General features: G+C 71.6%; 24 protein-coding genes. 10 read left to right on the forward strand and 14 right to left on the reverse strand.

All coding sequences use genetic code 11. The features are described 5' to 3' along the window. Positions 1 to 30 precede the first annotated feature (30 nt). Positions 31 to 777, reverse strand: a complete 747-nt coding sequence (locus tag ABD327_RS16935; RefSeq protein ID WP_344451358.1) for a TetR/AcrR family transcriptional regulator — start codon at positions 775 to 777, stop codon at positions 31 to 33. 48 nt (positions 778 to 825) lie between these two features. Between ABD327_RS16935 and ABD327_RS16940 the strand changes: the two genes are divergently transcribed. Both ABD327_RS16940 and ABD327_RS16945 read left to right on the forward strand, forming a co-directional pair. After that, positions 826 to 1,776 carry an ATP-binding cassette domain-containing protein gene (locus ABD327_RS16940; RefSeq protein ID WP_344451359.1) on the forward strand — a complete coding sequence of 317 codons (951 nt, stop codon included), beginning with the start codon at positions 826 to 828 and terminating at the stop codon, positions 1,774 to 1,776. After that, on the forward strand, positions 1,773 to 2,549 hold the full coding sequence (locus ABD327_RS16945; protein WP_344451360.1) for an ABC transporter permease: 777 nt from the start codon (positions 1,773 to 1,775) through the stop codon (positions 2,547 to 2,549). The genes ABD327_RS16940 and ABD327_RS16945 overlap by 4 nt, the downstream gene beginning before the upstream one ends. Positions 2,550 to 2,594: 45 nt before the next feature. Here the strand turns inward: ABD327_RS16945 and ABD327_RS16950 are convergent, their stop codons facing one another. Further along, positions 2,595 to 3,197 (reverse strand): hypothetical protein, encoded by a 603-nt coding sequence (locus ABD327_RS16950; RefSeq protein WP_344451361.1) that lies wholly within the window; start codon positions 3,195 to 3,197, stop codon positions 2,595 to 2,597. A gap of 61 nt (positions 3,198 to 3,258) precedes the next feature. Further along, positions 3,259 to 4,143 (reverse strand): TetR/AcrR family transcriptional regulator, encoded by an 885-nt coding sequence (locus tag ABD327_RS16955; protein ID WP_344451362.1) that lies wholly within the window; start codon positions 4,141 to 4,143, stop codon positions 3,259 to 3,261. 61 nt (positions 4,144 to 4,204) lie between these two features. Here ABD327_RS16955 and ABD327_RS16960 point away from each other — a divergent pair, with 61 nt between their 5' ends. Then, positions 4,205 to 5,956, forward strand: coding sequence for a right-handed parallel beta-helix repeat-containing protein (locus ABD327_RS16960; protein WP_344451363.1), 1,752 nt, complete (start codon positions 4,205 to 4,207; stop codon positions 5,954 to 5,956). Positions 5,957 to 6,163: 207 nt separating this feature from the next. Here ABD327_RS16960 and ABD327_RS16965 read toward each other — a convergent pair whose 3' ends face one another. Next, positions 6,164 to 7,291, reverse strand: a complete 1,128-nt coding sequence (locus tag ABD327_RS16965; RefSeq protein ID WP_344451364.1) for a TetR family transcriptional regulator — start codon at positions 7,289 to 7,291, stop codon at positions 6,164 to 6,166. Between the two features lie 89 nt (positions 7,292 to 7,380). On the opposite strand from ABD327_RS16965, the gene ABD327_RS16970 reads away from it, so the two are divergent. Genes ABD327_RS16970 through ABD327_RS16985 form a run of 4 tightly spaced genes read left to right on the forward strand, consistent with a single transcriptional unit; the run spans position 7,381 to position 11,202 of the window. Further along, a complete protein-coding gene (locus ABD327_RS16970) occupies positions 7,381 to 8,337 on the forward strand; it encodes an ATP-binding cassette domain-containing protein (protein WP_344451365.1) in 957 nt (318 codons plus the stop codon). Continuing rightward, complete coding sequence (locus tag ABD327_RS16975) at positions 8,334 to 9,131, forward strand: ABC transporter permease (RefSeq protein WP_344451366.1); 798 nt, start codon at positions 8,334 to 8,336, stop codon at positions 9,129 to 9,131. The genes ABD327_RS16970 and ABD327_RS16975 overlap by 4 nt, the downstream gene beginning before the upstream one ends. 26 nt (positions 9,132 to 9,157) lie before the next feature. Next, positions 9,158 to 9,784: a transcriptional regulator gene (locus tag ABD327_RS16980; RefSeq protein WP_344451367.1), complete on the forward strand. Its 627-nt coding sequence runs from the start codon at positions 9,158 to 9,160 to the stop codon at positions 9,782 to 9,784. After that, complete coding sequence (locus tag ABD327_RS16985) at positions 9,781 to 11,202, forward strand: PEP/pyruvate-binding domain-containing protein (RefSeq protein ID WP_344451368.1); 1,422 nt, start codon at positions 9,781 to 9,783, stop codon at positions 11,200 to 11,202. Before ABD327_RS16980 ends, ABD327_RS16985 begins: the two co-directional genes overlap by 4 nt. A 17-nt stretch (positions 11,203 to 11,219) precedes the next feature. On the opposite strand, the gene ABD327_RS16990 is transcribed toward ABD327_RS16985, so the two are convergent. From ABD327_RS16990 to ABD327_RS17000, 3 genes are all read right to left on the reverse strand, one after another. After that, complete coding sequence (locus ABD327_RS16990; protein ID WP_344451369.1) at positions 11,220 to 11,903, reverse strand: phosphotransferase family protein; 684 nt, start codon at positions 11,901 to 11,903, stop codon at positions 11,220 to 11,222. Positions 11,904 to 11,958: 55 nt separating this feature from the next. Continuing rightward, positions 11,959 to 13,608 (reverse strand): AMP-binding protein, encoded by a 1,650-nt coding sequence (locus tag ABD327_RS16995; protein ID WP_344451370.1) that lies wholly within the window; start codon positions 13,606 to 13,608, stop codon positions 11,959 to 11,961. 118 nt (positions 13,609 to 13,726) lie between these two features. Then, positions 13,727 to 14,524 (reverse strand): TetR/AcrR family transcriptional regulator, encoded by a 798-nt coding sequence (locus ABD327_RS17000; protein ID WP_344451371.1) that lies wholly within the window; start codon positions 14,522 to 14,524, stop codon positions 13,727 to 13,729. Between the two features lie 91 nt (positions 14,525 to 14,615). Here ABD327_RS17000 and ABD327_RS17005 point away from each other — a divergent pair, with 91 nt between their 5' ends. Next, on the forward strand, positions 14,616 to 16,904 hold the full coding sequence (locus ABD327_RS17005; protein ID WP_344451372.1) for an ATP-binding cassette domain-containing protein: 2,289 nt from the start codon (positions 14,616 to 14,618) through the stop codon (positions 16,902 to 16,904). Between the two features lie 49 nt (positions 16,905 to 16,953). Here ABD327_RS17005 and ABD327_RS17010 read toward each other — a convergent pair whose 3' ends face one another. Then, positions 16,954 to 17,115, reverse strand: coding sequence for a hypothetical protein (locus tag ABD327_RS17010; protein WP_344451373.1), 162 nt, complete (start codon positions 17,113 to 17,115; stop codon positions 16,954 to 16,956). A 227-nt stretch (positions 17,116 to 17,342) separates the two neighbouring features. On the opposite strand from ABD327_RS17010, the gene ABD327_RS17015 reads away from it, so the two are divergent. After that, a complete protein-coding gene (locus ABD327_RS17015; protein WP_344451374.1) occupies positions 17,343 to 17,726 on the forward strand; it encodes a hypothetical protein in 384 nt (127 codons plus the stop codon). Between the two features lie 18 nt (positions 17,727 to 17,744). Here the strand turns inward: ABD327_RS17015 and ABD327_RS17020 are convergent, their stop codons facing one another. Next, a complete protein-coding gene (locus tag ABD327_RS17020; protein WP_344451375.1) occupies positions 17,745 to 18,119 on the reverse strand; it encodes a YybH family protein in 375 nt (124 codons plus the stop codon). A 96-nt stretch (positions 18,120 to 18,215) separates the two neighbouring features. On the opposite strand from ABD327_RS17020, the gene ABD327_RS17025 reads away from it, so the two are divergent. Beyond that, positions 18,216 to 19,220 (forward strand): LysR family transcriptional regulator, encoded by a 1,005-nt coding sequence (locus ABD327_RS17025; protein WP_344451376.1) that lies wholly within the window; start codon positions 18,216 to 18,218, stop codon positions 19,218 to 19,220. Positions 19,221 to 19,351: 131 nt separating this feature from the next. On the opposite strand, the gene ABD327_RS17030 is transcribed toward ABD327_RS17025, so the two are convergent. From ABD327_RS17030 to ABD327_RS17050, 5 genes are read right to left on the reverse strand one after another with little or no spacing between them, the layout of a single operon-like run. Beyond that, positions 19,352 to 20,176: an SDR family NAD(P)-dependent oxidoreductase gene (locus ABD327_RS17030; protein ID WP_344451377.1), complete on the reverse strand. Its 825-nt coding sequence runs from the start codon at positions 20,174 to 20,176 to the stop codon at positions 19,352 to 19,354. A 22-nt stretch (positions 20,177 to 20,198) separates the two neighbouring features. Further along, entirely contained in the window at positions 20,199 to 20,669 is a 471-nt protein-coding gene (locus ABD327_RS17035; RefSeq protein ID WP_344451378.1) for a nuclear transport factor 2 family protein, read from the reverse strand. Continuing rightward, positions 20,666 to 21,553 carry an LLM class F420-dependent oxidoreductase gene (locus ABD327_RS17040; protein WP_344451380.1) on the reverse strand — a complete coding sequence of 296 codons (888 nt, stop codon included), beginning with the start codon at positions 21,551 to 21,553 and terminating at the stop codon, positions 20,666 to 20,668. The genes ABD327_RS17035 and ABD327_RS17040 overlap by 4 nt, the downstream gene beginning before the upstream one ends. A 3-nt stretch (positions 21,554 to 21,556) precedes the next feature. Next, positions 21,557 to 23,023 carry an FAD-dependent oxidoreductase gene (locus ABD327_RS17045; RefSeq protein ID WP_344451381.1) on the reverse strand — a complete coding sequence of 489 codons (1,467 nt, stop codon included), beginning with the start codon at positions 23,021 to 23,023 and terminating at the stop codon, positions 21,557 to 21,559. 5 nt (positions 23,024 to 23,028) lie between these two features. After that, the gene (locus ABD327_RS17050; RefSeq protein WP_344451382.1) at positions 23,029 to 23,937 is read right to left on the reverse strand and encodes a VOC family protein; all 909 of its coding nucleotides are present in this window, start codon (positions 23,935 to 23,937) and stop codon (positions 23,029 to 23,031) included. Between the last annotated feature and the right edge of the window lie 46 nt (positions 23,938 to 23,983).

A 23,983-nucleotide genomic window follows, 5' to 3' on the forward strand; every position in this document is an offset into this window, starting at 1 on the left:
CGGCACTTCGGGGGTGCCGGGGAAGCGGCCTTACCGCGCCCTCCGTCCGATCAGCGCCTCGACGCCGTCGAGCAGCAGGTCGAGTCCGAAGACGAAATCGGCGTCCTCCACCCAGCCCTCGGCGCCGTGCATGGCGCCTTCGTGCAGCACGGCCGACAGGGACGGATAGGTCTCGGGGTCGATGAGTCCGGTGAGCATCTCGCCGTAGTCGGCGGCGCCGGAGATCGAGGCGCTCTCCATCTGCGGGTCCCCGACGCCGAGGCCGTAGGTGAGCGTGGCGTCGGTGAGCGCGTATCCGGTCAGGGAGGTCACCACGTTGACCTTCTCGCCGGGGCCGAGTCCCGTGCCCTCCAGGGCGGTCAGCGCGCGGTCGAACCACAGCAGCCGCTGCGGTCCCAGCGGCGGGACGAGCCGGACGACGGACAGCAGCCACGCGTGTTCCAGCAGGAGGTCGCGCTGGATCCGGGTCCACAGGGCGAGGTAGTCCCGCCAGGGCGTGCCCTCCGGTTCGGGAGGCGGCGGGACGATGCCGTCGGTCATCGCGGTGAGCAGGTCCTCCTTGCTGTCGACGTACCTGTAGAGCGCCGTCGCCGCCACTCCCACCCGCGACGCCACGGCGGCCATGGAGACACCGGTCAGACCCTCGGCGTCGGCGATCTCGATGGCGGCGTCGGTGATCGTGGCCAGGTCCAGGCGCGGCCGCGGACCCCGGCGCGTCACCGGCTCGCGTCCCCACATGCGCTCCACCACGGACGGCAGCGGCCGCTCCTGCGCCATCGAATCCCTCCTTGACCCGCTCCCAGGATTGTGCACTATTTTAAAACCATGACGCTCATACACAGTAGGACGCTCACAGATTCGATCCATGCCCGAGGCCTGACGAAATCCTTCGGCGAGACCCGGGTGCTGGCCGGGATCGACCTGACCGTGCCCACCGGCTCACTGCTGGCCCTGCTCGGTCCCAACGGCTCGGGCAAGACCACCGTGGTGCGCATCCTGACCACGCTGCTCGCGCCCGACGGCGGCACCGCGACGGTGGGCGGGCACGACGTCGTGCGCGAGGGCGCGGCGGTGCGCCCGATGATCGGCCTGACCGCCCAGCAGGCCACGGTGGACGACCTGCTGACCGGGCGGGAGAACCTGGAACTCTTCGCCGGCCTCTACCACCTGGGCCGGCGGCGCTCACGGCAGCGGGCGCAGGAGCTCCTGGAGCGCTTCGACCTGGCCGCGGCCGCGAACCGTCGGGTCTCCGCCTACTCCGGCGGGATGCGGCGGCGCCTCGACCTCGCGGCGAGCATGGTCTCGGAGCCCCGGATCCTCTTCCTCGACGAGCCCACGACCGGACTCGACCCGCGCAGCCGGGCCGAACTGTGGTCGGTGATCCGCGAACTGCTGGCCTCCGGCACCACCATCCTGCTCACCACGCAGTACCTGGAGGAGGCCGACCACCTCGCCGACCGCGTCGTGGTGATCAACGGCGGCCGTGTCGTGGCCGACGACTCCCCCGACGCCCTCAAGCGCCAGGTCGGCACCGAACGCCTGGTCCTGCGCCTGGCACGGGCCGAGGACGTACAGCGCGCCAGATCCGCGCTCGGCGAGACGGGGGCCGGCGGCGAAGCCGAAGCACACGAGATCACGCTGGCCGTCCAGGGCCCCGACCATCTGCGCCACACGCTGAACCTGCTGCACCACGCGGGCGTCGCCATCGAGCGCACGGAACTGCGCTCCCCCACCCTCGACGACGTCTTCTTCGAGTTCACGGGAGCCGCGGCATGAGCGCCGTCCTCACCTCGGCGGGCGACCTGCGCCTCCTCGTCACCCGCAACCTGCGCCGCGAGACACGCCTCATCGACGGCCTCATCGTGAACATCGCCCTGCCCGTGATCATCATGGTGCTGTTCGTGTACGTCTTCGGCGGGGCGATCACCACCGGCTCCAGCAAGCTGGACTACGTCGACTTCGTGGTGCCCGCCGTGCTGCTGATGGCCGGCGGGTACGGCGCCGCGCTGACGGCCGTGAGCATCTCCGAGGACATGACTGGGGGCATGATCGACCGCTTCCGCACCCTGCCGGTCGGCGGTTGGGCGGTCCCCGCCGGGCACGTGGTCGCCTCGGTGGTCCGCAACGTGACCACGTGTGGTTTCGCGCTGATCGCCGCGCTCCTCATGGGTTTCCGGCCGGACGCCTCACCCGTCGACTGGCTCCTGGTGCTGGCCGTGGTGGCGGGATACGTCCTGGCGATGTCGTCGTTGTCCGTCCTCTGGGGGCTGCTGGTCGGCTCTCCCCAGGCGGCCGGCGCTTTCAGCTTCTTCGTGCTCTTCCTGCCCTACCTGTCCAACGGGGTCGTGCCGGCCGAGACCATGCCGGAGGCGCTGCGCGGCTTCGCCCACCACCAGCCGATCACGCCGATCGTGGACACGCTCAGGTCGCTGCTCCTGGACCAGCCGATGGGCTCGTCCGGCGCGCTGGCGGCGGCCTGGCTCACGGGCATCGTGGTGGTCAGCGCGCCGGTCGCGGCGCTCCTGTTCCGCCGCAGGACCTCCGCTTAGGGGGCGTCACCCGTTCCCGCTCATCCGCCCGGCCCGTCTCCACTGTCATCCGCCGGGGCCGGACGGGTGGACGGGCGCGCCATCGCCGATCGTCGGGAGGTCGCCTCGGGGCGCCGGGGAGGTCGGCGACGGATCACTGAGACGCACGGGCGGCGGGCTGCCGAAACGCGCCTTGTCACCGAACCGGTCCTCTGCTTCGGCGAGCGCCCGGCCGAGGACGGCGCGGTCCGGGTCGTCCAGGGGAGCGTTCAGGCTGAGCCGGTGATCGCCGGAGACGGCGATGTACTCGTGACGGCCGTTCGAGGCACGGTACCAGCCGACGTCATCGCGGACGCAGGTGACCGGGGCGTCGGACGGAGCGTCCGTGAACGGCCCGGCGCAGAGCTCATCGGTGTAGGCGCCGCGCTCGACGCGCAGATGAGCGACCCTTCCACCGCCGTCCGTGTACGAGGCGCCGAAGCCGTCCTCGCCGATGACGCCGAGCGACTGCTCGGCGAGGGCGTAACCGGGGATCTCCACGAGATAGACCAGCACGAGGTCCACGCCGTCCCGCTCGAGCCGCTCCGTCTGGGCGGCGCTGAGCACCTGGGATCCGCAGGCGGACAGGGCGAGCAACGCCAGGGCCGCGAACACCGGACGCATTCTCATCCGGCGACCGTACCGTCCCGGTGGCGGCAGGCTCCAGCCGTTGCTCCGGCACCCCCGGCCGTCACTTTTCTCGGCTCTGTCCATCCCGGCCGGTTCTGCGTCTGCGATAGGCCCGCTGCCGGCAGGAGGCGGAGCAGTACTCCCGGGGGCGACCGGAGGCGGGTCGTTCCACCGGCGTGCCGCACACGACGCACAGCCCAGTTTCGTCACTCGATTCGTAACGCTTTTGGATCAGCAGCTCGATGCCGTCCAGGAGTCGCGCGAGGCCGAACTCGAAGGTGTCCTCCGGCCGGTCGAAACCTCCCTCCTCCCACAGGCGGGTGATCGTGGGGTAGGCGTACAACCGCTCGAACAGCGTGTCGCGACCTCCCCACCACTCCTCGTGGCTGACGCCGCTGCGACGTTCGGCCTCGGCGGACTCCACCAGCAGCAGCGCCTCGGAGTCGACGAACCTGCCGACGAGACCGACCACGGCGATCACCTCGGCGGGGGGCAGGCCGGTGCCGGCGACCGCGCTCAGCATCTGCTCGTAGCGGGCGACGGTGCGGGGGCCGGGCACGTGACGGCCGCCCCTGACCTCTGCCAGCCATGGATGCCCGCGGCGCAGCTCCCACCCTTCCCGCGCGCACGCCTCCAGCCGCACCCGCCAGTCGCCCTCCTCCCGCACCACGGGCCCGGCACTCGCCGTCTCACCCGCCACCTCGTCGCACATGAGGTCGATGAGCTGGTCGCGGCCGGGGACGTGCCGGTAGAGCGACATGGTGGTGAAACCCAGCCGTTCGGCCACCTTCCGCATCGACAGCCCGCCCAGGCCCTCGGCGTCGGCCAGCTCTACGCCCGCGCGCACGATCCGGTCGAGGCTCAGCCCCTGCCGGGGCTTCTCGCCGCCCTCACGCCACAACAGCTCCACCGCGTGGTCCGGATCTTCCGCTTTTCCGCGTGCCATGATCTCCTCCTTCGTTTATGGTATACACCAGGTGTACGCCATAAACATGACTGGAGATGGCATGTCCATGACCGAACTGTTCGTCGCTCCGGACGGGGATGACGCCGCGCAGGGCACACGCGAGCACCCGTTCGCCACCCTGGACCGGGCCCGGCACATGGCTCGCGCGCTCACCGGCGAGATCGTCGTCCGGCTCAGGGCCGGGACCCACCTGCTGGCCGAGCCGCTGGAGATCACCGAGGACGACTCGGGTCGCGACGGCCACTGCGTCGTCTACCAGCCCCACGGATACGGCACGGCCGAGCAGGAGGAGGTCGTCGTCAGCGGCGGCCGACTCATCACGGGCTGGCGGGAACAGGACGGCGTGTGGCTGGCCGACGTCGGTGACCTGGACACCCGCCAGCTGTACGTGGACGGCCGCCGGGCCGAACGGGCCGGAGCCGGCGGGCTTCCCGGCCGGGTCACCATGACCGAGACCGGTTACACCACCGACAGCACGGCGCCCCTGGCCTGGCACAGCCCGAGCGACGTGGAGTTCGTCCACCGGGGCGTCTACCCCTGGACGGAGGCCCGCTGCGGCGTCGCCGCGGTCTCGGCCGGCGGCGACGGCACCGTGATCACCATGACGCAGCCCGCGTTCGGCCACGCCCTCGAGCTGTACAACTCCACCTGGGAAGGCCAGACCTCACGCGGACCCGGTCTGCCGACCCGGGCGGAGAACGACGCCGCCTTCCTCACCGAACCGGGCACATTCGTCCTCGACCGCTCACGTCCCGGCCACCACGTCCTGCGCTACCTGCCCCGCCCCGGCGAGCACCCGGAACGCACGCAGGTTGTCGCGCCGGTCCTGGAGACGCTGCTGCGCGCCACCGGCGTGAGCGGCGTGACGTTCCGCGGACTGACGTTCGCCGACGCGACCTGGCTCCGGCCGAGCGGCCCTGACGGGTTCCTGCACTACCACGGGAACGGTTTCTACACCGGAGGCCCGGTCGACACCGTCTCCCTCGGCGAGGGCGTCGGCTCGGTCACGGTGCCCGGCGAGTCCGCCACGATCCCCGCCTGTGTAGTGCTGGAAGACGCGTCCGACGTGCGGATCGAGGGCTGCCGCTTCACCCGGCTGGGCGCCGCCGGGCTCGGCGTGTCCGGCGGCGCGGACATCACGGTGCGCGGGTGCGACTTCGACACGCTCTCCGCCGGAGCCCTCGTGCTCGACGGCAGCCGCTCCGCCCTCGTGGAGGACAACCGGGTCCACCGCGTCGCCCTGGAGTTCTCCGGCTCACCCGGCATTTCTCTGATCGGCACGACCGGATGCACGGTCGCGCACAACCACATCGCCGACGTGCCCCACTGCGGCATCGTCGCCGGCCCCGGCCAGGGCACCCGCATCCTGCGCAACCTCACCACGAACACCATGCAGGTGCTGGCCGACGGCGGAGGCGTCTACCTGTCCGGGCCGCAGGGAGGCTCCCACGGCACGGGAGCGGTCATCCGGGGCAACGTCATCGAGGACACCCTCACCCCGTACAACTTCGGCCTGTACACCGACTACGGCGCGGCGTGGGTGACGGTCGAGGAGAACGTGGTCGTCCGGGCCGACAGCACGGCCGTCCTGCACGTGTCGCCGCCGCTGGACAACGTCGTCTACCGCGGCAACTTCTGGGACGCCGACCCGGTCGGCGCCGACGCGCCGCCCTCCGGAGTCACCTACGAGGACAACACCACGTTCACCGGCGAACACGAACCGGAGGCCGCAGCCGCCATCCGGGCCCGAGCCGGTCTCCTTCGTGAGACCCCGGCCGCCGCCTCGCGCTGAACCACCGCATCGGCCTCCCGTGATGACCTGGAAGTCCCGGCCCTCGGACGACGACCCGGGCCGGGACCGCCGCTGATGGACGGGTTCCACGGAGTTCATCCGCGTCTCCGGCGCCGGCCGGGAGGGCTTCGTCAGCCTGTGCGCCTCATCGTGCCGGGCATTTCGTGGAACCCGCTGTTCAACCTGGACACCATTGATCGGCGCGGCTCAACGACCGGACGAACCGCCACCGGCTTGCTCGATCGGTTCGGCCGAAGGGCGCCGACCGTCGAGCTTCGCCACGGCGTGACCGGAGCCGCGGCCGTCCGCGCGTGCCACGACCACGCCGTCGCGGACTCGGATCGCCGCCTCGGTGAGGTCGTCGGCCGAGGAGAGGCCGAGGGCGGCGGGCACCTCCGCGCCGTCGTCCATCACGACGTGCGGCCACGGGAGGTCTCCTGCCGCGAACACCCGGCGCAGGCAGCCGACGAGGTCGGCGATCCGCAGTCTGGCAAGCCTTCCGGTCTCGGCGGGATCGCCCGTCACGACGGCGAATGTCACCGCGTCCCCGGGTCGCGCCGAGCGCACCGCGTCCCGGGCCGCGGAAAGCCGTCCGACGCCCAGTGCGACGACCAGGCCGTCGTCTCCGAGGTCGACCCGGCGGCCGGTGATCTCGTCGCGGAGCCCGCGCGGCGGCGTCCACCGGTCCGCCGCGGGCCGGGCGGGGGCGACGAAGGGCAGGTGCGCCGGGTCGGCTTCGTCGGTGAGGGTGATGTCGGCGAGATGTTCGGCGGCGCGGGCCAGGTCGAACGGGTCGCCGACCCCGGGCGCGTTCTCCGCGAGGTGTGCCGCGCCTTGCAGGAGGGTCTGCGTGAGGCCGGCCAGCCGGACGGTCCGCGCACTCGGCGCGCGGCGCGGTTCGAGCGCCAGCGCGAGCAGCAGGGCCTCGAACCTGACGAGTTCGGCCAGCGCGATCCGGGTCTCGTCGGTGTCGAGGACTCCGGACAGCGAACGCAGCCGAAGGTGTCCTTTCCCGGGGGTGTCGCCTGCGAGCGGCAGCCGTTCGAGCCAGATCCGGGCGAACGCGCCGAGCGCCGCGGCGGCGGAGCCCGGCGACCGTTCGGGGGGACGCGCGCGGTCGCGGGCCTGTTCGGCGTCGTCGGTGAGCACCGCGAGGTAGAGCGCGCGCTTGCCGGTGAAGTTGGAGTAGACCGCGCCCCTGGTCAGGTCGGCCCGCTCGGCGATCCGGTCGACCTTGGCGTCGGCGTAGCCGTGCTCGGCGAACTCGTGCCGGGCCGCGGCCAGCACCGCCCCCCGGGTCCGCTCCTGCCGTTCGGCACGGGTCAGCCTCGCCATCGGTTCTCCTTCCGCTCCGCCCGTGTCATGATACAAACAACATCCAGATGTTGGCGTCATCTGAAAACAGTGAACATCGGAGGTGGGCCATGACCGACCACGGCCTGGAGATCGACGCGGTGACCAAGAGTTTCGGCCGGACGACGGCGCTGGACGGGGTGAGCCTGTCCGTCGCCCGGGGACGGGTCCTCGGGCTGCTCGGCCCGAACGGCGCGGGCAAGACCACCCTCATCCGCGTCCTGGCCACCCTCCTGCGCCCCGACGCGGGCACGGCGCGCGTCGCCGGGCTCGACGTCCGGCGCGACCGGGCCGGGGTGCGCAGGCGCATCGCCCTGTCCGGCCAGCACACGAGCGTGGACGACGAGCTCTCCGGCCGGTCCAACCTCGTCATGATCGGCGGGCTGCTCGACCTCGGCCGCGCCGGCGCCGTCCGGCGGGCCGGCGAACTGCTGTCCCGGTTCGGGCTCGAAGAAGCGGCGGACCGGCCCGCCGCCACCTATTCGGGCGGGATGCGACGCCGCCTCGACCTCGCCGCCGCCCTCGTCGGCGAGCCCGAAGTGATCTTCCTCGACGAGCCGTCGGTCGGGCTCGACCCCGCCAAGCGCGACGAACTGTGGCAGATCATCCGAAAACTCACCGAGGGCGGCGTCACGGTCCTGCTCACCACGCAGTACCTCGAAGAGGCCGACGCCCTCGCCGACGAGATCGCCGTCATCGACCACGGCCGCGTGATCGCGTCCGGCACTCCCGCCGACCTCAAGCGCCGGGTCGGCGGGCACACCGTCGTCCTGCGCCCCGCCGACACCGGCGACCTCGAACGCGCGGCGGCGATCCTCGCCCAGGTCACGGGACGCGACCCCGACCGGACCCGCCGCCACGAACTCGCCACGCCCGTCACCGGAGACACCGCGTTCTTCGAGATCACCGAACGCCTCCAGGCGCACGGCGTCACCGTCGGCGAACTCGCGTTCCGCCTTCCCAGCCTCGACGAGGTCTTCCTCTCCCTGACCGGAGCCCCCGCCCGCGACGCCAAGGAGGCGGCATGACCACGACTCTCTCCCGCACGGCACGGCCCCGGCGGTTCGCCGTCCTGCGGCACAGCGGCATCCTCGCCCGGCGCAGCCTCGCCAAGTCCGCCCGCAACCCCGGCCCGATCGTGAACGGCGTCGTCACGCCCGCGCTGTTCATGGTCCTTTTCCTCTACCTGTTCGGCCGCCCCGTCGCGGGCTCCACCGCCGAATACCTCCAGTACCTCTTTCCCGGAATCCTCGTCATGGGCGCGGGACTGGCCGGAATGATCTCCACCGGGGCGGCGATCAACCTCGACCTGAAGAACGGCGTCACCGACAGGTTCCGCAGCCTGCCGATCAGCCGGACCGCACCGCTGCTCGGCTCGGTGCTGGCCGACATCCTCCGGTACGCGATAGCCGTGGCCGTCCTGTCCGCTCTCGGGGTGCTTCTCGGGTTCCGCCCGCAGGGAGGAGCACTCGCCGCGCTGGGAGCGGCCGGGCTCGCCGTCCTGTTCGGGTTCTGCCTCAGCTGGGTCACCGTCTTCCTCGGCGTGCTCGTCAGGAGCGCCGAAGCCGTGCTGGCGTTCGGCTTCCTCGCCTTCCTGCCGCTGCAGCTCGGCAGCAGCCTCGCCGCGCCGACCGGCACCCTGCCCGGATGGCTGCGCGCCTGGGCCGACGTCAACCCTGTCACCCACGTCATGGACGCCTGCCGCGCGCTGCTCAACGGGACGCCCGATGGCGGGAGCGCGGGCCTCGCCCTTCTGTGGTCGGGCCTCCTGTTCGCCGTCTTCTGCCCGCTGGCCGTCCGCGCCTACAGCCGTCAGGAATGACGACGCCACCCCGAAGGAAACAGACCATGAACCGGCCACGAACCGGCCAGCCGGACCCGCGCCTGCTGGTCCTGCACGCGCTGCGCTGCGCGGGCGCGTGCGGGCTCGCACGCATCCGCGCGGTGACGGGCCTGGACGAGTCCCGGCTTGATTTCGTCCTCATCGACCACACGGTGGACGGGCTCCTCGCCCGGGTGTTCGACGACCCGCCCTGCTGGCGGCTCACCGACGCCGGGCGCGCCGAGCACGCCAGGCTGATCGCCGACGAGCTCATGACGGCCGGGGCCCGCGCGTTCGTGGAGGAGTCCTTCGACAGGTTCCTCGTGCTCAACCCGGAACTCCTCGACCTCTGCACGGCCTGGCAGCTCCGCTCCGTCGACGGCGTCATGGTCGCCAACGACCACGACGACGCGGCCTACGACGCGCGCGTCCTCGACCGGTTCGCCGACCTCGACCGGCGCGCCGCGGCCGTCTGCGCCGAACTGTCCGCGGCCCTGCCCCGCTTCGGCCGCTACCGCGTCCGGCTCGCCGAAGCGCTCGGCCTCGCCTCCTCCGGCGCGCTGGAGTACGTGACCGACAGCACCGCCTCGTATCACACGGTATGGGCCGAGTGGCACGAAGACCTTCTCGTCACCCTCGGGAAGAGCCGATGAGGTGGATTCGCGCGATCTCCTCCCAGGTCGAGGAGACCGCCGAGAACCTGGGCGGCAAGGCGCTCGGCCTCGTCCTTCTGCGCCGCCTCGGACTTCGGGTGCCGGACGGCTTCGTCGTCACCGCGGAGGCGTGCCGCGTCTTCCTGCGGGAGGGACGGCTCCCCGAAAGCCTCCACGACGAGTTCACGACGGCCGTCGCCGACCTCGAACACCGCACCGGCCGCGTCTTCGGCGCACGGGAAAGGCCCTTGGCGGTCTCGGTCCGCTCCGGCGCGCCCGTGTCGATGCCCGGCATGCTCACCACGATCCTCGACCTCGGCCTCACTCCCGAGGCCACCGAGACCCCCGAGCCCGTGCCCGCCGAGACGCACGACCGCGCTTCTGCCGCGCGATCGCGCCTCCGGCCGCTCGAACGCGCCGTCGAGGCGGTGTTCGCGTCGTGGGACGCGCCACGCGCACGGACGTACCGCGCGTTGAACGACATCTCAGACGGGCTCGGCACAGCCGTGATCGTGCAGGCGATGGTGTTCGGGAACAAGGACGAGCACAGCGGCAGCGGGGTCGCGTTCAGCCGCGATCCCAACACCGGTGAGAACGCGCCGTTCGGCGAGGTCCTGTTCGAACACCAGGGGACGGACGTCGTCTCCGGCGGAGCGACGACCCGGCCGCTGCGCGAACTCGCGGGGCGGGAGCCCGCCGTGTGGGCGGAGCTGTGCGACGCGCTGCGCCGGATCGAACGGCACTACCGCGACGCCTGCTACGTCGAGTTCACCTACGAGGCCGGGGAACTGTGGTTCCTCCAGGTCCGGCCGGGCCGGTTCGGCGGGGCGGCGGCCGTCCGCCTGGCCGTCGAACTCGTCGACGAGGGGGTCATCGAACAGCGTGAAGCGCTGCTGAGGGTGTCGCCGCGGCACCTCCGGCACGCCCGCACGCCGCGCCTGGACTCGGCGGAGGCCGAGATCCTCGCCCGGGGGATCGGCGCGTGTCCCGGCGTCGCGTCCGGACGGGTCGCGACCAGCCCGGACGAGGCGGCGCGCATGGCGGCGGCGGGCGTTCCGGTCATCCTGGTGCGCCCGGAGACCTCCCCCGACGACATGCGCGGCTTCGCCGTCGCCGCCGGGATCGTCACCGCGCGCGGCGGACCGGCCAGCCACGCCGCCGTCGTGGCCCGGTCCATGGGCAGGCCCGCGGTCGTGGGCGTCGGCGGCCTGGTCTTCGACGCCGCGAACGGCTCCGCGACGATCGCCGACCGCCTCCTCACCCCCGACACCCTCCTCACCATCGACGGAACCAGCGGCGACGTCGCCGCAGGCAGCCCCCGGATCCTCCTCACCCCCGCCGGCACCCATCTCCACCGCTTCCTCGCCTGGTCCGAGGAGATCTCCTCCGACGGGTCAACACAGGGAGAAGGCGGGTGATGGCCGCCCGGCAGCGGTCAGGAGCCGGTGGCCTTGAGGGCGTTTTTGAGGGTGGGGCCGTGGGTGTCCATCCAGGCGGCGAGGTCGGCAAAGACGAGGCGGGCGGGGCCCTGGTCGGTGTCGCGGGCGTGGCGGAAGCGGGCGGCGAGCTCGTCGAGGACGGGCTCGGGGGCGTCCCAGCCGTAGGCGGAGCAGAAGAGGGCGGTGCGGCGGGCCTGCTCGGGGATGTCGAAGACGGGTTCGGCCACGGCGGCGAAGCACCAGACGGCGTGGGCCAGGTCGGACAGGCGGGAGCCGGGGCGGAGTTCGTCGTCCCAGTCGATGAGGCCGGCGGCGTCCTCGCCGGAGAAGACGGTGTTGTGGGGGCCCAGGTCACCGTGGCAGACGACCTCGCCGCCGTCGGCGACGGGAGAGCCAGCGGTCGCATCGTGGAAGGCGCGGATGAGGCGGGCCGCCGAGGCCAGGCGGGCGTCGCTCAGCTTCACGGGGTCGTCGACGACCTCGCCGGGGCAGTACGTGAGGATCTCGCGTCCGTGCTCGTCCACGCCCAGGAAGCGGGGCGCGCCCGCGAAACCGGCCTTCTCCAGGTGCAGCAGGACCTCCTGCACGTAGGGGCTGCTCTCGTGGGCGGGCCGACGCACCGTGTCCCCGACCCGTACCAGGCCCAGCGTGTTGCCCCCGCGCATCATCTGCTCATTCACCCGCAAAGCCAACACCTTCCGCCTACCCCGCACAAGCGAAGTGACGCAAGGGTGATCATCCGGGCGCGAAGTCATGGCGATCCTCCGCACGCCACCCGCGGTAGGCGCCGCCCTCCCGCCGGTAGAGCGGGTCGGCGGTGTGCCAGGCCTCGTCGCGTAGCGGGCGTTTGACCACTTTGCTGGTTGCCGTGCGAGGAAGTTCTTCGATGAGGCGGATATACCGGGGTGCCCACTTGGTACCGAGGTCAGGCTGGGCGTCCAGGAAATCGGCGAAAGCTGTGGGATCGAAGGAAAGGCCTGGCTTGAGCACCACCGCCGCCATCACCTGGTCGCCCACGTGCTCGTCCGGGACGGCGTAGACCGCCACGTCCGCGAACGCCTCGAATCGGGACAGGAGGCGTTCGACGGGGGCGGACGCGAAGTTCTCGCCGTCCACGCGGAGCCAGTCGCTGTCGCGGCCGGCGAAGTACCAGAAGCCGTCGGCGTCGCGGTAGGCCAGATCACCGGACCAGGCCCAGCCGTTGCGGAGGCGCTTCGCGGCGGCCTCGGGGTTGTTGTAGTAGCCCTCGAAGACGGCGGCTCCGGCCTTGTTGACGATCTCGCCGATCGCGTCCTCCGCGTTGAGGAGGGTGCCGTGCTCGTCGAAGCGGGCCCGGGGGCATTCCTCCAGGGTCTCCGGGTTCACCACGACCGTGCCCTCCTCGGCCACGCCCAGCGAGCCGGGCGGGGTGCCGGGCACCCGGACGATGCGGATCTCGCCCTCGCTGGAGCCGTAGGAGTCGAAGACCTTGCAGCCGAAGCGGCGGGAGAACTCCTCGATGTCGCGCTGGGCGGCCTCGTTTCCGAAGGCGATGCGCAGGGGGTTGTCGGCGTCGTCCGGGCCTTCGGGGGTCGCCAGGATGTAGTTCAGCGGCTTGCCGACGTAGTTGAAGAAGGTGACGCCGTAGCGGCGGACGTCCGGCAGGAAGCCCGAGGCGGAGAACCTGCGGCGCAGCACCACGCACCCTCCGGCGCTGACGGCCGGAGCGATGCCCGCCATGAGCGCGTTCGAGTGGAACATGGGCATCACGACGTAGAAGACGTCGTCTCCGGTGAGGTTCCGGCGCCGCTGCTGCTGGACGGCGATCCGGCCGAGCCTTCCCTGGGTGCAGATCACCGCCTTGGGCGCGGACGTCGTCCCGGAGGTGAACACCAGCGAGAAGATCGCCTCCGGTTTCACCGCCGAGGCCTCGCAGGCGGACGGCTCCGTCTTCTCCAGCGTTCCGGCGTAGTCCCCGCCGTCCACGACCAGCCGGGGAACGTCCGGTACGAGCCCTTCGAGCAGCGATGCCCGGCTCGTCTCGGTGATCAGCATTCCGCAGTCGGTGAACGTGATGTCCCGCGCCAGTTCCGCGCCCCGCCGCGTCGGGTTCAGCTCGACGACCGGCAGCCCCGCCAGCGCCGCGCCCAGCAGCCAGAACATGTGCTCGGGCCCGTTCTCCAGGAAGAGCCCCACATGCCGGGCTCCCGGCCGCCGCATCCCCTCGGCGAGCCCCGCGCGCAGCCGCGCCTCGGCGACGACCTCCCGCCAGGTCCAGCAGCGCTCCTCGAACCACAGCCCGACCCGGTCGTCGCCGGCCCGGGCCTCGATCAACCCCGCGAAGGTGATCTCCTCGGCGGGCCGGTCGTCGGCCAGCGCCCCACCCGAACCCCTGCCCTGCGGCATGTTTCCCCTCCCGAGACGTCTTCCCCCAGAGAACCGGGCGAGAGCGGTCCCCCGCCGCCCCCGGTCCTGCTGAGCGGGATCCCCCTCCCGGACACCGACGCGTCCTCGTGCCGCCCCTCTATGCCGGGCCGGGCTCGCGCAGGGCGGTTTCGATGCCGTCGAGGATGACGGTGAGGCCGGTGGCGAAGGTCTCGAGGGCCTCCTGCTCCAGGTAGGGGACGGTCTCGTCCTCCATCTGGAAGCCGCCTTCGCCCTCCATCCAGGTGAGGGTGGGGTAGCGGGAGGCGAAGTCGGGGGCCACCTCTTCCAGGACGGCGGAGCGGGCGTACCACCACTCCTCGTCGGAGACGCCGGTGGCGGCGGCCGCCTGCCTGACCTCCGCGACGGTCTGGGCGGCGCCGCGTACGAAGTGGTACAGCACCGAGATGGTGCGGCGCAGCATGGGCGCGGGCAGGCCCGTCTCGCGCAGGATCCTCAGGGACGTCTCGAACGCCGCGTACTCGCACGGGCCCAGGACGGGGCGGGCCTGCGACACCTGGAGCGTCCAAGGGTGGCGCAGGTGGAACTCCCACATGTCGTGCGCGCGGGCCGTCACGGCGGCGCGCCAGCCGTCCCGGAGCTCGTATTCGGCGGGCAGTTCGGCCTGGACGCGGTCGTACATCAGGTCGACCAGCTCGTCCTTGCCGGGGACGTAGGTGTACAGGGCCATGGCCGTCCGGCCGAGGCGTTCACCGACGGCGCGCATGGACAGCGCCGCCATGCCGTCGGCGTCGGCGATCGAGATCGCGGTCTCCACGATGAGGTCGACGCTGAGGCCCTGCTTGGGGCCGGGGCGCCTCCCCCGGTCCGGGGCGTCCCGGCCCCACAGCAGGGACATCGACCGCTTCGGGTCGCCCTGCGCCGCGTAGACCGTCAACGAAACTCCTTAGGGCATAAATTGTCTCAGCCCTAGAGTACTGTGCCATCCTGAACTCTATACGGCCTAAAGTGTTCGGAGGCGCTCCGGTATGACCCAGTTCGACAGCACGCCCCCCTCCCCCGCCGACGGACACGACCTGATCGAGGTGCGCGGCGCCCGGGAGAACAACCTCGCCGACGTCTCCCTCGACCTGCCCAAGCGGCGGCTCACCGTCTTCACCGGGGTGTCCGGCTCCGGCAAGTCCTCGCTGGTGTTCGGCACCATCGCCGCCGAGTCCCAGCGGCTGATCAACGAGACCTACAGCGCGTTCGTGCAGGGGTTCATGCCGAGCCTCGGCCGCCCCGACGTGGACGCCCTGCGCAACCTGAGCGCCGCGATCATCGTCGACCAGGAGCGGATGGGAGCCAACTCCCGCTCCACCGTCGGCACCGCCACCGACGCGCACACCATGCTGCGCATCGTCTTCAGCCGCCTCGGCGAGCCGCACGCCGGGACGTCCAGCGCGTTCAGCTTCAACAACGCCGAGGGCATGTGCCCCGAATGCGAGGGGCTCGGCCGCGTCTCCCAGATCGACGTGGACGAGATCGTCGACCGGGACAAGTCCCTCAACGAGGGCGCCATCACCGCCCCGAACTTCGCGGTCGACTCCTGGTACTGGAAGACCATCGTGGACTCCGGCCTGTTCGACCCCGACACCCCGCTCCGCGACTACACGCCCGAGCAGTGGGAGGACTTCCTCCACAAGCCCCCCACGAAGATCAAGCAGGCCGGCATGAACGTCACCTACGAGGGCCTCGTGGTGAAGATCCAGCGCCTCTTCCTGTCCAAGGACCGCGAGTCGATGCAGGCGCACGCCAAGGCGTTCGTCGACCGGGCGGTGAAGTTCGCGCGCTGCCCGGCCTGCGACGGGGCCAGGCTCAACGAGGCCGCGCTGGCGTCCCGGATCGACGGCCGCAACATCGCCGACTGCTCGGCCATGCAGATCACCGACCTCGCCGAGTTCGTCCGCAAGGTCGAGGAGCCTTCGGTCGCGCCGGTGCTCGCCGCGCTCCGCGGCACCCTCGAGTCCCTCGTCGAGATCGGCCTCGGCTACCTCAGCCTGGACCGCGAGACCGGCACCCTGTCCGGTGGGGAGTCCCAGCGCGTCAAGATGGTCCGCCACCTCGGCTCCAGCCTCAGCGACGTCACCTACGTGTTCGACGAGCCGACCGTCGGCCTGCACCCGCACGACATCCAGCGCATGAACGACCTGCTGCTGCGCCTGCGGGACAAGGGCAACACCGTGCTGGTCGTCGAGCACAAGCCCGAGGTCGTCGAGATCGCCGACCACGTCGTGGACCTCGGCCCCGGCGCGGGCACCGAGGGCGGGCGCGTCTGCTACACCGGCGACGTCGCCGGGCTCCGCGCGTCCGGGACGCTGACCGGACGGCACCTCGGCCACCGGGCCCGCCTGCGCGAGGAGGCGCGCCCGCACCGGGGCGTCCTGTCGATCACGGGCGCGAACGCCCACAACCTGAAGGACGTCGGCGTCGACCTGCCGCTGGGCGTGCTGACCGTCGTCACCGGCGTCGCGGGCTCGGGCAAGAGCTCGCTGATCCACGGCTCGCTCGGCGGCCGGGACGGCGTCGTCACCGTCGACCAGTCGCCGATCCGCGGTTCGCGGCGCAGCAACCCCGCCACCTACACCGGCCTGCTCGACCCGATCCGCACCGCGTTCGCCAAGGCCAACAAGGTGAAGGCCGCGCTGTTCAGCGCCAACTCCGAGGGGGCCTGCCCGAACTGCAAGGGCCTCGGCCTCGTCTACACCGACCTCGCGATGATGGCGGGCGTCGCGTCGGTGTGCGAGCAGTGCGAGGGCCGCCGCTTCACCCCCGAGGTCCTGACGTACAAGCTGCGCGGCAAGGACATCAGCGAGGTCCTGGCCATGCGCATCTCCGAGGCCCGGGACTTCTTCCCCTCCGGCCAGAGCCGCGCGATCCTCGACCGCCTCGACGACGTCGGCCTGGGCTACGTTAGCCTCGGCCAGCCCCTCACCACTCTCTCGGGCGGCGAACGCCAGCGCCTGAAGCTCGCCATCCGCATGGCCGAGCAGGGCCGCACCTACATCCTGGACGAGCCCACGACAGGCCTGCACCTTGCCGACGTCGACAAGCTCCTCGCCCTCCTGGACCGCCTCGTCGACGCCGGCAACACCGTCATCGTCATCGAGCACCACCAGGCCGTCATGGCCCACGCCGACTGGATCGTCGACCTCGGCCCCGGCGCCGGCCACGACGGCGGCCGCGTCGTCTTCACCGGCACCCCCGCCGACCTGGTGAAGAACGCCGACACCCTCACCGCCCGCCACCTCCGCGAGTACGTCTCCACGGCCCCCTGACCGTCACCGGTTCCGGCCGGGCCCCGCGCGCCCGGCCGGACCTCACCGATCAGTCGACGGCAGCGGCGTTGCAGCAGACGGCCGCCGCGGCCCACAGGCCCAGCACGACCAGAGTCAGGAACGCATCCCAGAACATCGCGTCGGCGAAGAGGGTGAGCAGAGCCGCCGGCACACTGAAACCGACCGAAAGCAGAAGATCCACTCTGGACATCCGCCGATGTTAGGCGTGCAGGGGGTCCCGGGACCACAGGTCGGGAGAACCCCCGGGAGAGCGTGACCCCGCGCGCTTCCCCGACCAGGAGGACACGGTCCGCCGCGGCGTCTCCCCGACCTCGGGTAATTCGTATGACGCGATCTGGAACCGGGACGGGACGGGGGCCGTCTCACCCTTCGGGTCCGCCCGGAGAAGCGGAGGGCCGGAGAGCGCGGGAGCGTGGCATGAGGCTGTTCAGCAGGATCGGCAGGGGTCTGAGCGGGCTGCTCGGAGGCGTCGACGCCGAGACGATGCGGTTCGGGCTGCCGGCGCGGGCGGAGGTGCTGCGGGTCGTGCCGCAGAACACCACCGTGCGCATCCACGACGGGGTGGTCGAGCGAGTCTGCGAGTTCCTCGTGGTCGTCGCCCTGGACGACATGGAGCCCTACGAGGCCCGGGTGCGGCAGCGGGCCCCGGAGATCTACCTGCACGGCCCGTGGCCGGGCGACCTGGACGTGATCGCGGCCCGGGTGCATCCGCGGGACCCCCAGCGCGTCGCCCTCGACTTCGACGCTCCCCTCCCGCGGATGCGGGCGGCCTGCGACGACCTCCGGCTCACCGCCGCCTGACCCGGTCCTCCGGCGGGGTCAGCGGGCCGGGGAGACGAACTCCGGCTGGTCGAGGAGGCGCAGCCAGCTCCCGTCGGGCTGCCGCCGGACGACCTGGGCCCGGGCTCCCGCCCCGTCCCCCGGCGGGGTGGAGGTGAGGGCGATGTCCCCGCTGACCAGTGTCGGGAGGGGTTCTTCCGGCTCGAACCGGGGACGGTTCGCCAGGACCTTCTCCCACAGTTCGCGGATCGCCTCGCGCCCCGCCGTCCGGCCGCCGGGCGGATAGGCCATGACGGCGTCCTCCTCGTAGAGCGCGGCCACTCCGGCGGCGTCTCCCGCGTTCGAGCGTTCGACGAACAGGCGGGTGATGTCCTCCGGCCGCATGGCCTTCTCGTACTTCTCGTAATCCGGCACGGGTTCCTCCTGAGCTCGTTTCCTTCCCCTTCAGCCTCGCCGCTCCAGGATCAGAAGTCCAACAGATGGTTCTTCTGGGAACTAGAATCCATAGTCATGGAACTGAGGCAGCTGGAGTACTTCGTCGCGGTCGCCGAGGAGCGGAACTTCACCCGGGCCGCCGAACGCGTGCACATCAGCCAGTCCGGAGTCAGCGCCCAGATCCGGCAACTGGAGCGGGAACTCGGCGCCGAGCTGTTCGACCGCTCCGCGCGCACCGCCACCCTGACCGTCGCGGGCAAGGCCGCCCTCGAGCACGCCCGCACCGCGCTGGCCGCCGCCAGGTCCGTGGGTCAAGCCGTGGGCGAGGTGAGCGACCTGATCCGAGGCAGCCTCACCGTCGGCATGGTCACCGGCTGCACCATCACTCCCTTGTTCGACGCCCTAGCCTCATTCCACGAGGCCCACCCGGGCGTCGAGATCTCCCTCCTCGAGGAGGACTCCGCCCACCTCGCCGAAGCCGTCCACACCGGCGCCCTGAACCTGGCCCTCATCGGAGCCGCGTCCCTCCCCGCCGACCTGGAGTCCCTGACGATCATCAGCGAGCCCCTCGTCGCCGCCCTGCCCCACGACCATCCCTTGGCCGCGCACCAGAGCATCACCCTGCAGGACCTGTGCGCCCACCCGATCATCTGCATGCCCCCCGGCACCGGCCTGCGCACGGTCTTCGACCGCGCCTGCGCCGCCCGCGACCTCCACCCGCGCATCGCCCTCCAGGCCACCGCCGCCGACGCCATCGCCGCCCTGGCCGCCCGCGACCTCGGCATAGCCGTCCTCAGCAAGTCCATGGCCGCCTCCTACCGCGACCGCCTCACCGCCCTGCCCATCACCGACGCCGCCTCCCCCGCCCTCCTCGCCCTGATCTGGAAGGACACCAGCGGCCCGGCGCTCCGCGAACTCCTCACCCACACCCGAAGAGCTTTCATCCCCGACCGAGGAGTGAAGAACGTGGACGAGCACAAGATGTGGTCCGACAAACGTGCCGAGGTCATGAGCCGTCCGGGAGCCGGTACGTCCTATGAGGCGGCTCGTATCCGCTTCGAACTCGGCGAGGCGGATTGAGCCGTGATCGGAGATCCGAGCCGGACCGGGCGGCCTACAGGGGGACGATGCGGACGCGGCCGCCGCAGAACTCGTTCTCTTCCACGAACAGAGATATCAAACGAGTGGGAAATCCGCGGTGGGACGGCGGGTCAGGTGCGGCGGGGGCGGTTGGTCCAGCCGAGGCCGTCGGCGCGGGCGAACCAGCCGGAGGCGGCGAGGGTGCCGCCGTCGACGGGGATGGTGTGGCCGGTGACGAAGGCGGCGTCGTCGGAGGCGAGGAAGGCGATGACGGAGGCGTAGTCCTCCGGCTCGCCGAAGCGGGCCATGGGGACCCAGGTGTGCATGAGGCCGGGGTCGTAGTCGCGGAGCATCCAGGCGGCGGGGGTCTGCTCGGTGTTCGCCAGGTCGGGGGCGATGGCGTTGACGCGGACGCCCTGGTTGCCGACGGCCACCGCGAGGCTCTTGGTGAAGGCGGAGACGCCCGCGTTGAAGGCCGAGTAGACGGCGTGGGCGGGGATGCCGCGGAACGCCTCGACGGTGGAGTTGTTGACGATGCTGCCCTTGCCCTGTTCGAGCATCGTGGGCAGGACGGCGTGGGTCAGCTTGAAGACGTGCAGCAGGTTCAGCTCGTACAGGCGCTGCCATTGCTCGGGAGTGCTCTCCAGGAACGACTTGGCCGCCGGGCGGAAGTCGCCGACGTTGTTGACGAGGACGTCCACGCGGCCGTTTCCGGCTTCGAGAGCCGTCTCGGTGACGCGCTTGACGGTGTCGTCCTCGACGATGTCGCCGACCACCGTGACGCAGCGGCCGCCGGCCGCCTCGATCTCCGCGCGGCGGCGTTCGGCGGCCTCGCCGTCGATGTCGTTGAGGACCACCAGGTCGCCTCCGGCGGCGAGGCGGGCGCTGGTCGCCCCGCCGATGCCCAGGGCGCCGCCGGTGACGATGCTGACGCGAGGGGTCGCGGAAGTGCTCATGGGGTGTTCCTCACCGGCGGGTTCAGCCGCGCATGCGCCGGACCTGCCTGGTCTCGATCCAGTCGATGTGCAGGGACCTGCGGGCGAAGCGCCAGGAGCCCTCTTCGTTGCGGTAGGAGTCGGTGTAGCGGACGTGCCACACCAGGTCGACGGGCCGTCCGCCCGTGTCCTCCGTGCCGGCGGAGACGTGGTTGGCCGCGCAGTTGACGTATCCGACGGCCGTTCCGGGCTCCGGCCCGGCGTCGAACACCTGTCCTCCCAGGAAGTGGGAGGTGACGGGGAAGAACTCGACCCGCCCTATCGCCTTGCGGACCTCCTCCCGCCCGGAGTACTCCAGGACGGGTTCGAGCGCCTTGGGCGGGTCGGGCAGGACGAGCACGGCGTCCTCGGTGAACAGGCCGGCCAGCGCGGTGAAGTCCTGCCGGTCCACGTACAGGGCGTACCGGGCGACCAGGTCGGAGAGTTCGACCCGGTCGCCCGTCGACAGCGTCAAGAGCCGTCCAGTCCGAGCCGTTCGGCGCACGCCGACAGCTCGTCCTTGGCCTCGGAGAGGTCCTTGGTGGGGGTGGCGCGCAGCACGAGCCGGTCCGCGCCCATCGCCGCCAGCTTCTCGGCCTTCTCCGGAGTGACCACCGAGAGGGAGTGCCCGAGGGTCAGCTCCAGCGCCTCGGGGTCGCGACCGGCCTTCTCGGCCTCCGAGCGCATCAGCTTCAGGACGCCCTGAAGCTCCTCGCCGACGAGGCCGAGCGGCTGGATCCCGTTCCCGTACCGGCCGGCGCGGCGTGCGGCGGCCTTGGTGTGCCCGCCGATGTGGATCGGGACGCCGCCCTGCTGGACGGGCTTGGGGTAGCTCATCAGGTTCTCGAAGCTGAAGAAGTCACCCTTGAACGCCGCGCCCTGAGGAGCGGTGTCGGCCCACAACGCGCGCAGGATCTGCAGCTGCTCGTCGGCGCGCCGGCCCCGGCTCTCGAACTCGACGCCGCACGCCTCGATCTCCTCGCGCATCCAGCCCATGCCGACGGTCAGCCGGACCCGGCCGCCCGACAGGGCGTCCAGGGTCGCGATCCGCTTGGCCAGCACCACCGGGTGGTGGTTGGGCAGGACGAGGACGCCGGTCGCGAGCCGGATCCGGCTGGTGCGCCCGGCCAGGAAGGCCAGCAGGTCCAGCGGGTCCGGGATGTCCAGGTCGTCGGCCAGCTCCATCTTCCCGGACTTGTCGTACGGGTAGACGCTCGAGTAGCCGCTGGACACCACGGCGTGCTCGACGACGACGATCGACTCGAAGCCGCAGGCGTCGGCGTGCTCGGCGTAGGGTCCGATCCACGAGGGGTCGGCGGTGACGCCCGCCGCGACGGGCGCCAGAACCGCGTACTTCACTTGCTATTCCTCTCGTGCGGCGGCCTTGCCCGCGCGACGGCCGAAGAACGTGCCGTCGCCCAGGGAGGTGCCGCTGATGTAGCCCTCGCCGTGCATGCCGGACGACGCCCGGCCCGCCGCGTAGAGGCCGGGGATGTGCTCGCCGGAGACGTCGAGGACCTCGCCGTCCACGGTGGTGTGCAGGCCGCCGAGGGTGAATCCGGCCGCGCCGCTGCCCTTGCCGGCGCCGCTCCCGAAGAACCCGTCGCGCGGGTCGACCGCGGCGAACGGGGACTTCAGCGGGCGCAGCCAGCGGGCGTCCTTGTGGAAGTGGGGGTCCTCGCCGTTCTCGGCGTGCCGGTTGTAGACCTCGACGGTGTGCTCCAGGGAGCCGGGCAGCATGCCCAGGGACTCCTCGAGTTCGGCGAGGGTCTCGGTCACGTACTTGGGCTGCACCTGCCACAGGTCGCCCGGCGGGATGTCCTCGAAGCCCTCCTCGTCGATGATCCCCCAGTACGGGCCGGGTTCTTCGAGGATGGCGTGGGTGCTGTAGATGCCGGGGTAGACGTCCTCGTTGACGAACCGCTGGCCCCTGCCGTTCACCAGCATGCCGCGGGCGACCAGGGCGGGCAGCGCCGTCATGGAGATCTCCACGACGCCCATGCGCCGGGTCGCGGCGCCGATCGCGGAGGCCATGCGGATGCCGGAGCCGTCGTCGAGGCCGTCGCTGACCTTGCCGAGCCCGAGCAGCGCCGGGGCATGGTCGGCCAGCATCTCCTCGTTGTCGACGAACCCGCCGGTGGTGACGATGACGGCCTTGCGCGCCCGGTAGGTGACGGGCTTGCCGAACTTGCGCGCCACCAGGCCGGCGACCCGGTCGCCGTCCAGCACGAGGTTGGCGGCGACGGTGTCGGTGTGGGTGGCGGCTCCGGCCGCGGTCACGGCCTTCTCGAGCTCGCGCATCAGGACGTTCCCGGCGAAGCCGGGAGCGGCCGGACGGTGCCCGCGCGGGGCGGGCTTGGCGAGGGTGTTGTACGGCCAGGCGCCCTCGCCGAGCCACATGAGCCCGTCGTCGGTGAACGGCATCCAGGCGTGGCCGGTGAAGAGCGTCGGCTTGAACTCCACGCCGCGGGCGACGAACCACTCGAAGTGCTCGACGCTTCCCTCGGCGTACAGCCGCAGCTTCTCGGTGTCGGCGTGGGGGCCGAGCGCCGCCTCCAGGAAGGCGTACATGTCCTCGGGCGTGTCCTCGAAGCCGCACGCCTTCTGGACGGAGGTGCCGCCGCCGAGGTAGAGCTCGCCGCCGGACTGGGCGGAGGAGCCGCCCGCGCCGCTGGCCCGCTCCAGCACGATCACGTCGGCGCCGGCCGCCGCGGCCTCGTAGGCCGCCGCCGCGCCCGCCGCGCCGAAGCCGACGACGAGGACGTCGCACTCGTGGTCGAAGGAGCCGATCTCGCCGAGACCGACCGGTGCCACGGAAGAAGAGGTCATGGCCTTCACTTCCCGGGAGGGGTGAACGCGGCCAGCGGCTCGGAGCCCGACCAGTCGTGTCCCCAGTAGCTGTCGGCGGTGATCTCCTCGGCCGTGTAGTGCGACTCGTCGACGAGCATGCCCTCGCAGCCGTACTCGATGTCCCAGCCACCGGGGGCCCGGACGTAGAAGGAGATCATCTTGTCGTTGGTGTGGCGGCCCAGCGTCGAGGAGAGCGAGAAACCGCCCTTGTTGATGTTGTCCAGCGCCCGGCCGACGGCGTCGAGCTCGTCGACCTCCACCATCAGGTGCACCAGGCCGGGGTCGCCGTCGTGCGGGGCGGGGCAGATCGCCAGGCTGTGGTGGCGCTGGTTGACGCCCAGGAAGCGCACCCGCATCGGGCCGCCGCCGACCTTCATCGCGCCGCGCGGCAGGAAGCCCAGGACCTGCTCGTAGAAGGCGAGGGTCTCCTTCTGGCGCGGGGTGGGCAGCACGATGTGGCCCATGCCGTGGGCTCCGGTGATGAACTTCTGGGCCAGCGCGGTGCGCAGCGGGCTGTGGTCCAGGACCGGGCCGAAGAACACCTCGACGGGGATGCCCGCCGGGTCCCGGAAGGAGATGGCGGCCTCGACGTCGCGCTCGTCCGCTTCTGCGCGGGACAGGGCGGTCACCTCCACGCCGGCCTTCTCGACCGCCTCGCGGACGGCGGCCAGCGCGTACTGGTCGCGCACCTCCCAGCCGATGGCCAGCACCCTGTCGGTGTCGCCGGGCAGCAGCGCCAGCCGGTATCTGCGCTCGTCCATGCGCAGGTAAAGGCCGTCGGGGTTCGGACCCGACCCCTCGGCGAACCCCAGCGCCTCGACCGCCAGCTCGCGCCAGCGATCGATGTGGCTCGTCTGGACCTTCAGATAGCCAAGTCCTCGGATCAGCGTCACCGTACGTCCTCGATCCCGTCTTCCGATGTCACGGCCGAGCCTCCGG

Source organism: Actinocorallia aurantiaca, from assembly GCF_039533685.1.
GTDB lineage: Bacteria > Actinomycetota > Actinomycetes > Streptosporangiales > Streptosporangiaceae > Actinocorallia > Actinocorallia aurantiaca.

Bases quoted from the DNA above. Each gene is read 5' to 3' on its own strand.
- ABD327_RS16955 (WP_344451362.1), bottom strand. From the start codon at position 4,143: ATGGCACGCGGAAAAGCGGAAGATCCGGACCACGCGGTGGAGCTGTTG.
- ABD327_RS16965 (WP_344451364.1), bottom strand. From the start codon at position 7,291: ATGGCGAGGCTGACCCGTGCCGAACGGCAGGAGCGGACCCGGGGGGCG.
- ABD327_RS17030 (WP_344451377.1), bottom strand. From the start codon at position 20,176: ATGAGCACTTCCGCGACCCCTCGCGTCAGCATCGTCACCGGCGGCGCC.
- ABD327_RS16970 (WP_344451365.1), top strand. From the start codon at position 7,381: ATGACCGACCACGGCCTGGAGATCGACGCGGTGACCAAGAGTTTCGGC.
- ABD327_RS17025 (WP_344451376.1), top strand. From the start codon at position 18,216: ATGGAACTGAGGCAGCTGGAGTACTTCGTCGCGGTCGCCGAGGAGCGG.
- ABD327_RS16975 (WP_344451366.1), top strand. From the start codon at position 8,334: ATGACCACGACTCTCTCCCGCACGGCACGGCCCCGGCGGTTCGCCGTC.
- ABD327_RS17015 (WP_344451374.1), top strand. From the start codon at position 17,343: ATGAGGCTGTTCAGCAGGATCGGCAGGGGTCTGAGCGGGCTGCTCGGA.
- ABD327_RS16985 (WP_344451368.1), top strand. From the start codon at position 9,781: ATGAGGTGGATTCGCGCGATCTCCTCCCAGGTCGAGGAGACCGCCGAG.
- ABD327_RS17005 (WP_344451372.1), top strand. From the start codon at position 14,616: ATGACCCAGTTCGACAGCACGCCCCCCTCCCCCGCCGACGGACACGAC.
- ABD327_RS16940 (WP_344451359.1), top strand. From the start codon at position 826: ATGACGCTCATACACAGTAGGACGCTCACAGATTCGATCCATGCCCGA.
- ABD327_RS16995 (WP_344451370.1), bottom strand. From the start codon at position 13,608: ATGCCGCAGGGCAGGGGTTCGGGTGGGGCGCTGGCCGACGACCGGCCC.
- ABD327_RS16960 (WP_344451363.1), top strand. From the start codon at position 4,205: ATGTCCATGACCGAACTGTTCGTCGCTCCGGACGGGGATGACGCCGCG.
- ABD327_RS16980 (WP_344451367.1), top strand. From the start codon at position 9,158: ATGAACCGGCCACGAACCGGCCAGCCGGACCCGCGCCTGCTGGTCCTG.
- ABD327_RS17045 (WP_344451381.1), bottom strand. From the start codon at position 23,023: ATGACCTCTTCTTCCGTGGCACCGGTCGGTCTCGGCGAGATCGGCTCC.
- ABD327_RS16935 (WP_344451358.1), bottom strand. From the start codon at position 777: ATGGCGCAGGAGCGGCCGCTGCCGTCCGTGGTGGAGCGCATGTGGGGA.
- ABD327_RS16950 (WP_344451361.1), bottom strand. From the start codon at position 3,197: ATGAGAATGCGTCCGGTGTTCGCGGCCCTGGCGTTGCTCGCCCTGTCC.
- ABD327_RS16945 (WP_344451360.1), top strand. From the start codon at position 1,773: ATGAGCGCCGTCCTCACCTCGGCGGGCGACCTGCGCCTCCTCGTCACC.
- ABD327_RS17010 (WP_344451373.1), bottom strand. From the start codon at position 17,115: ATGTCCAGAGTGGATCTTCTGCTTTCGGTCGGTTTCAGTGTGCCGGCG.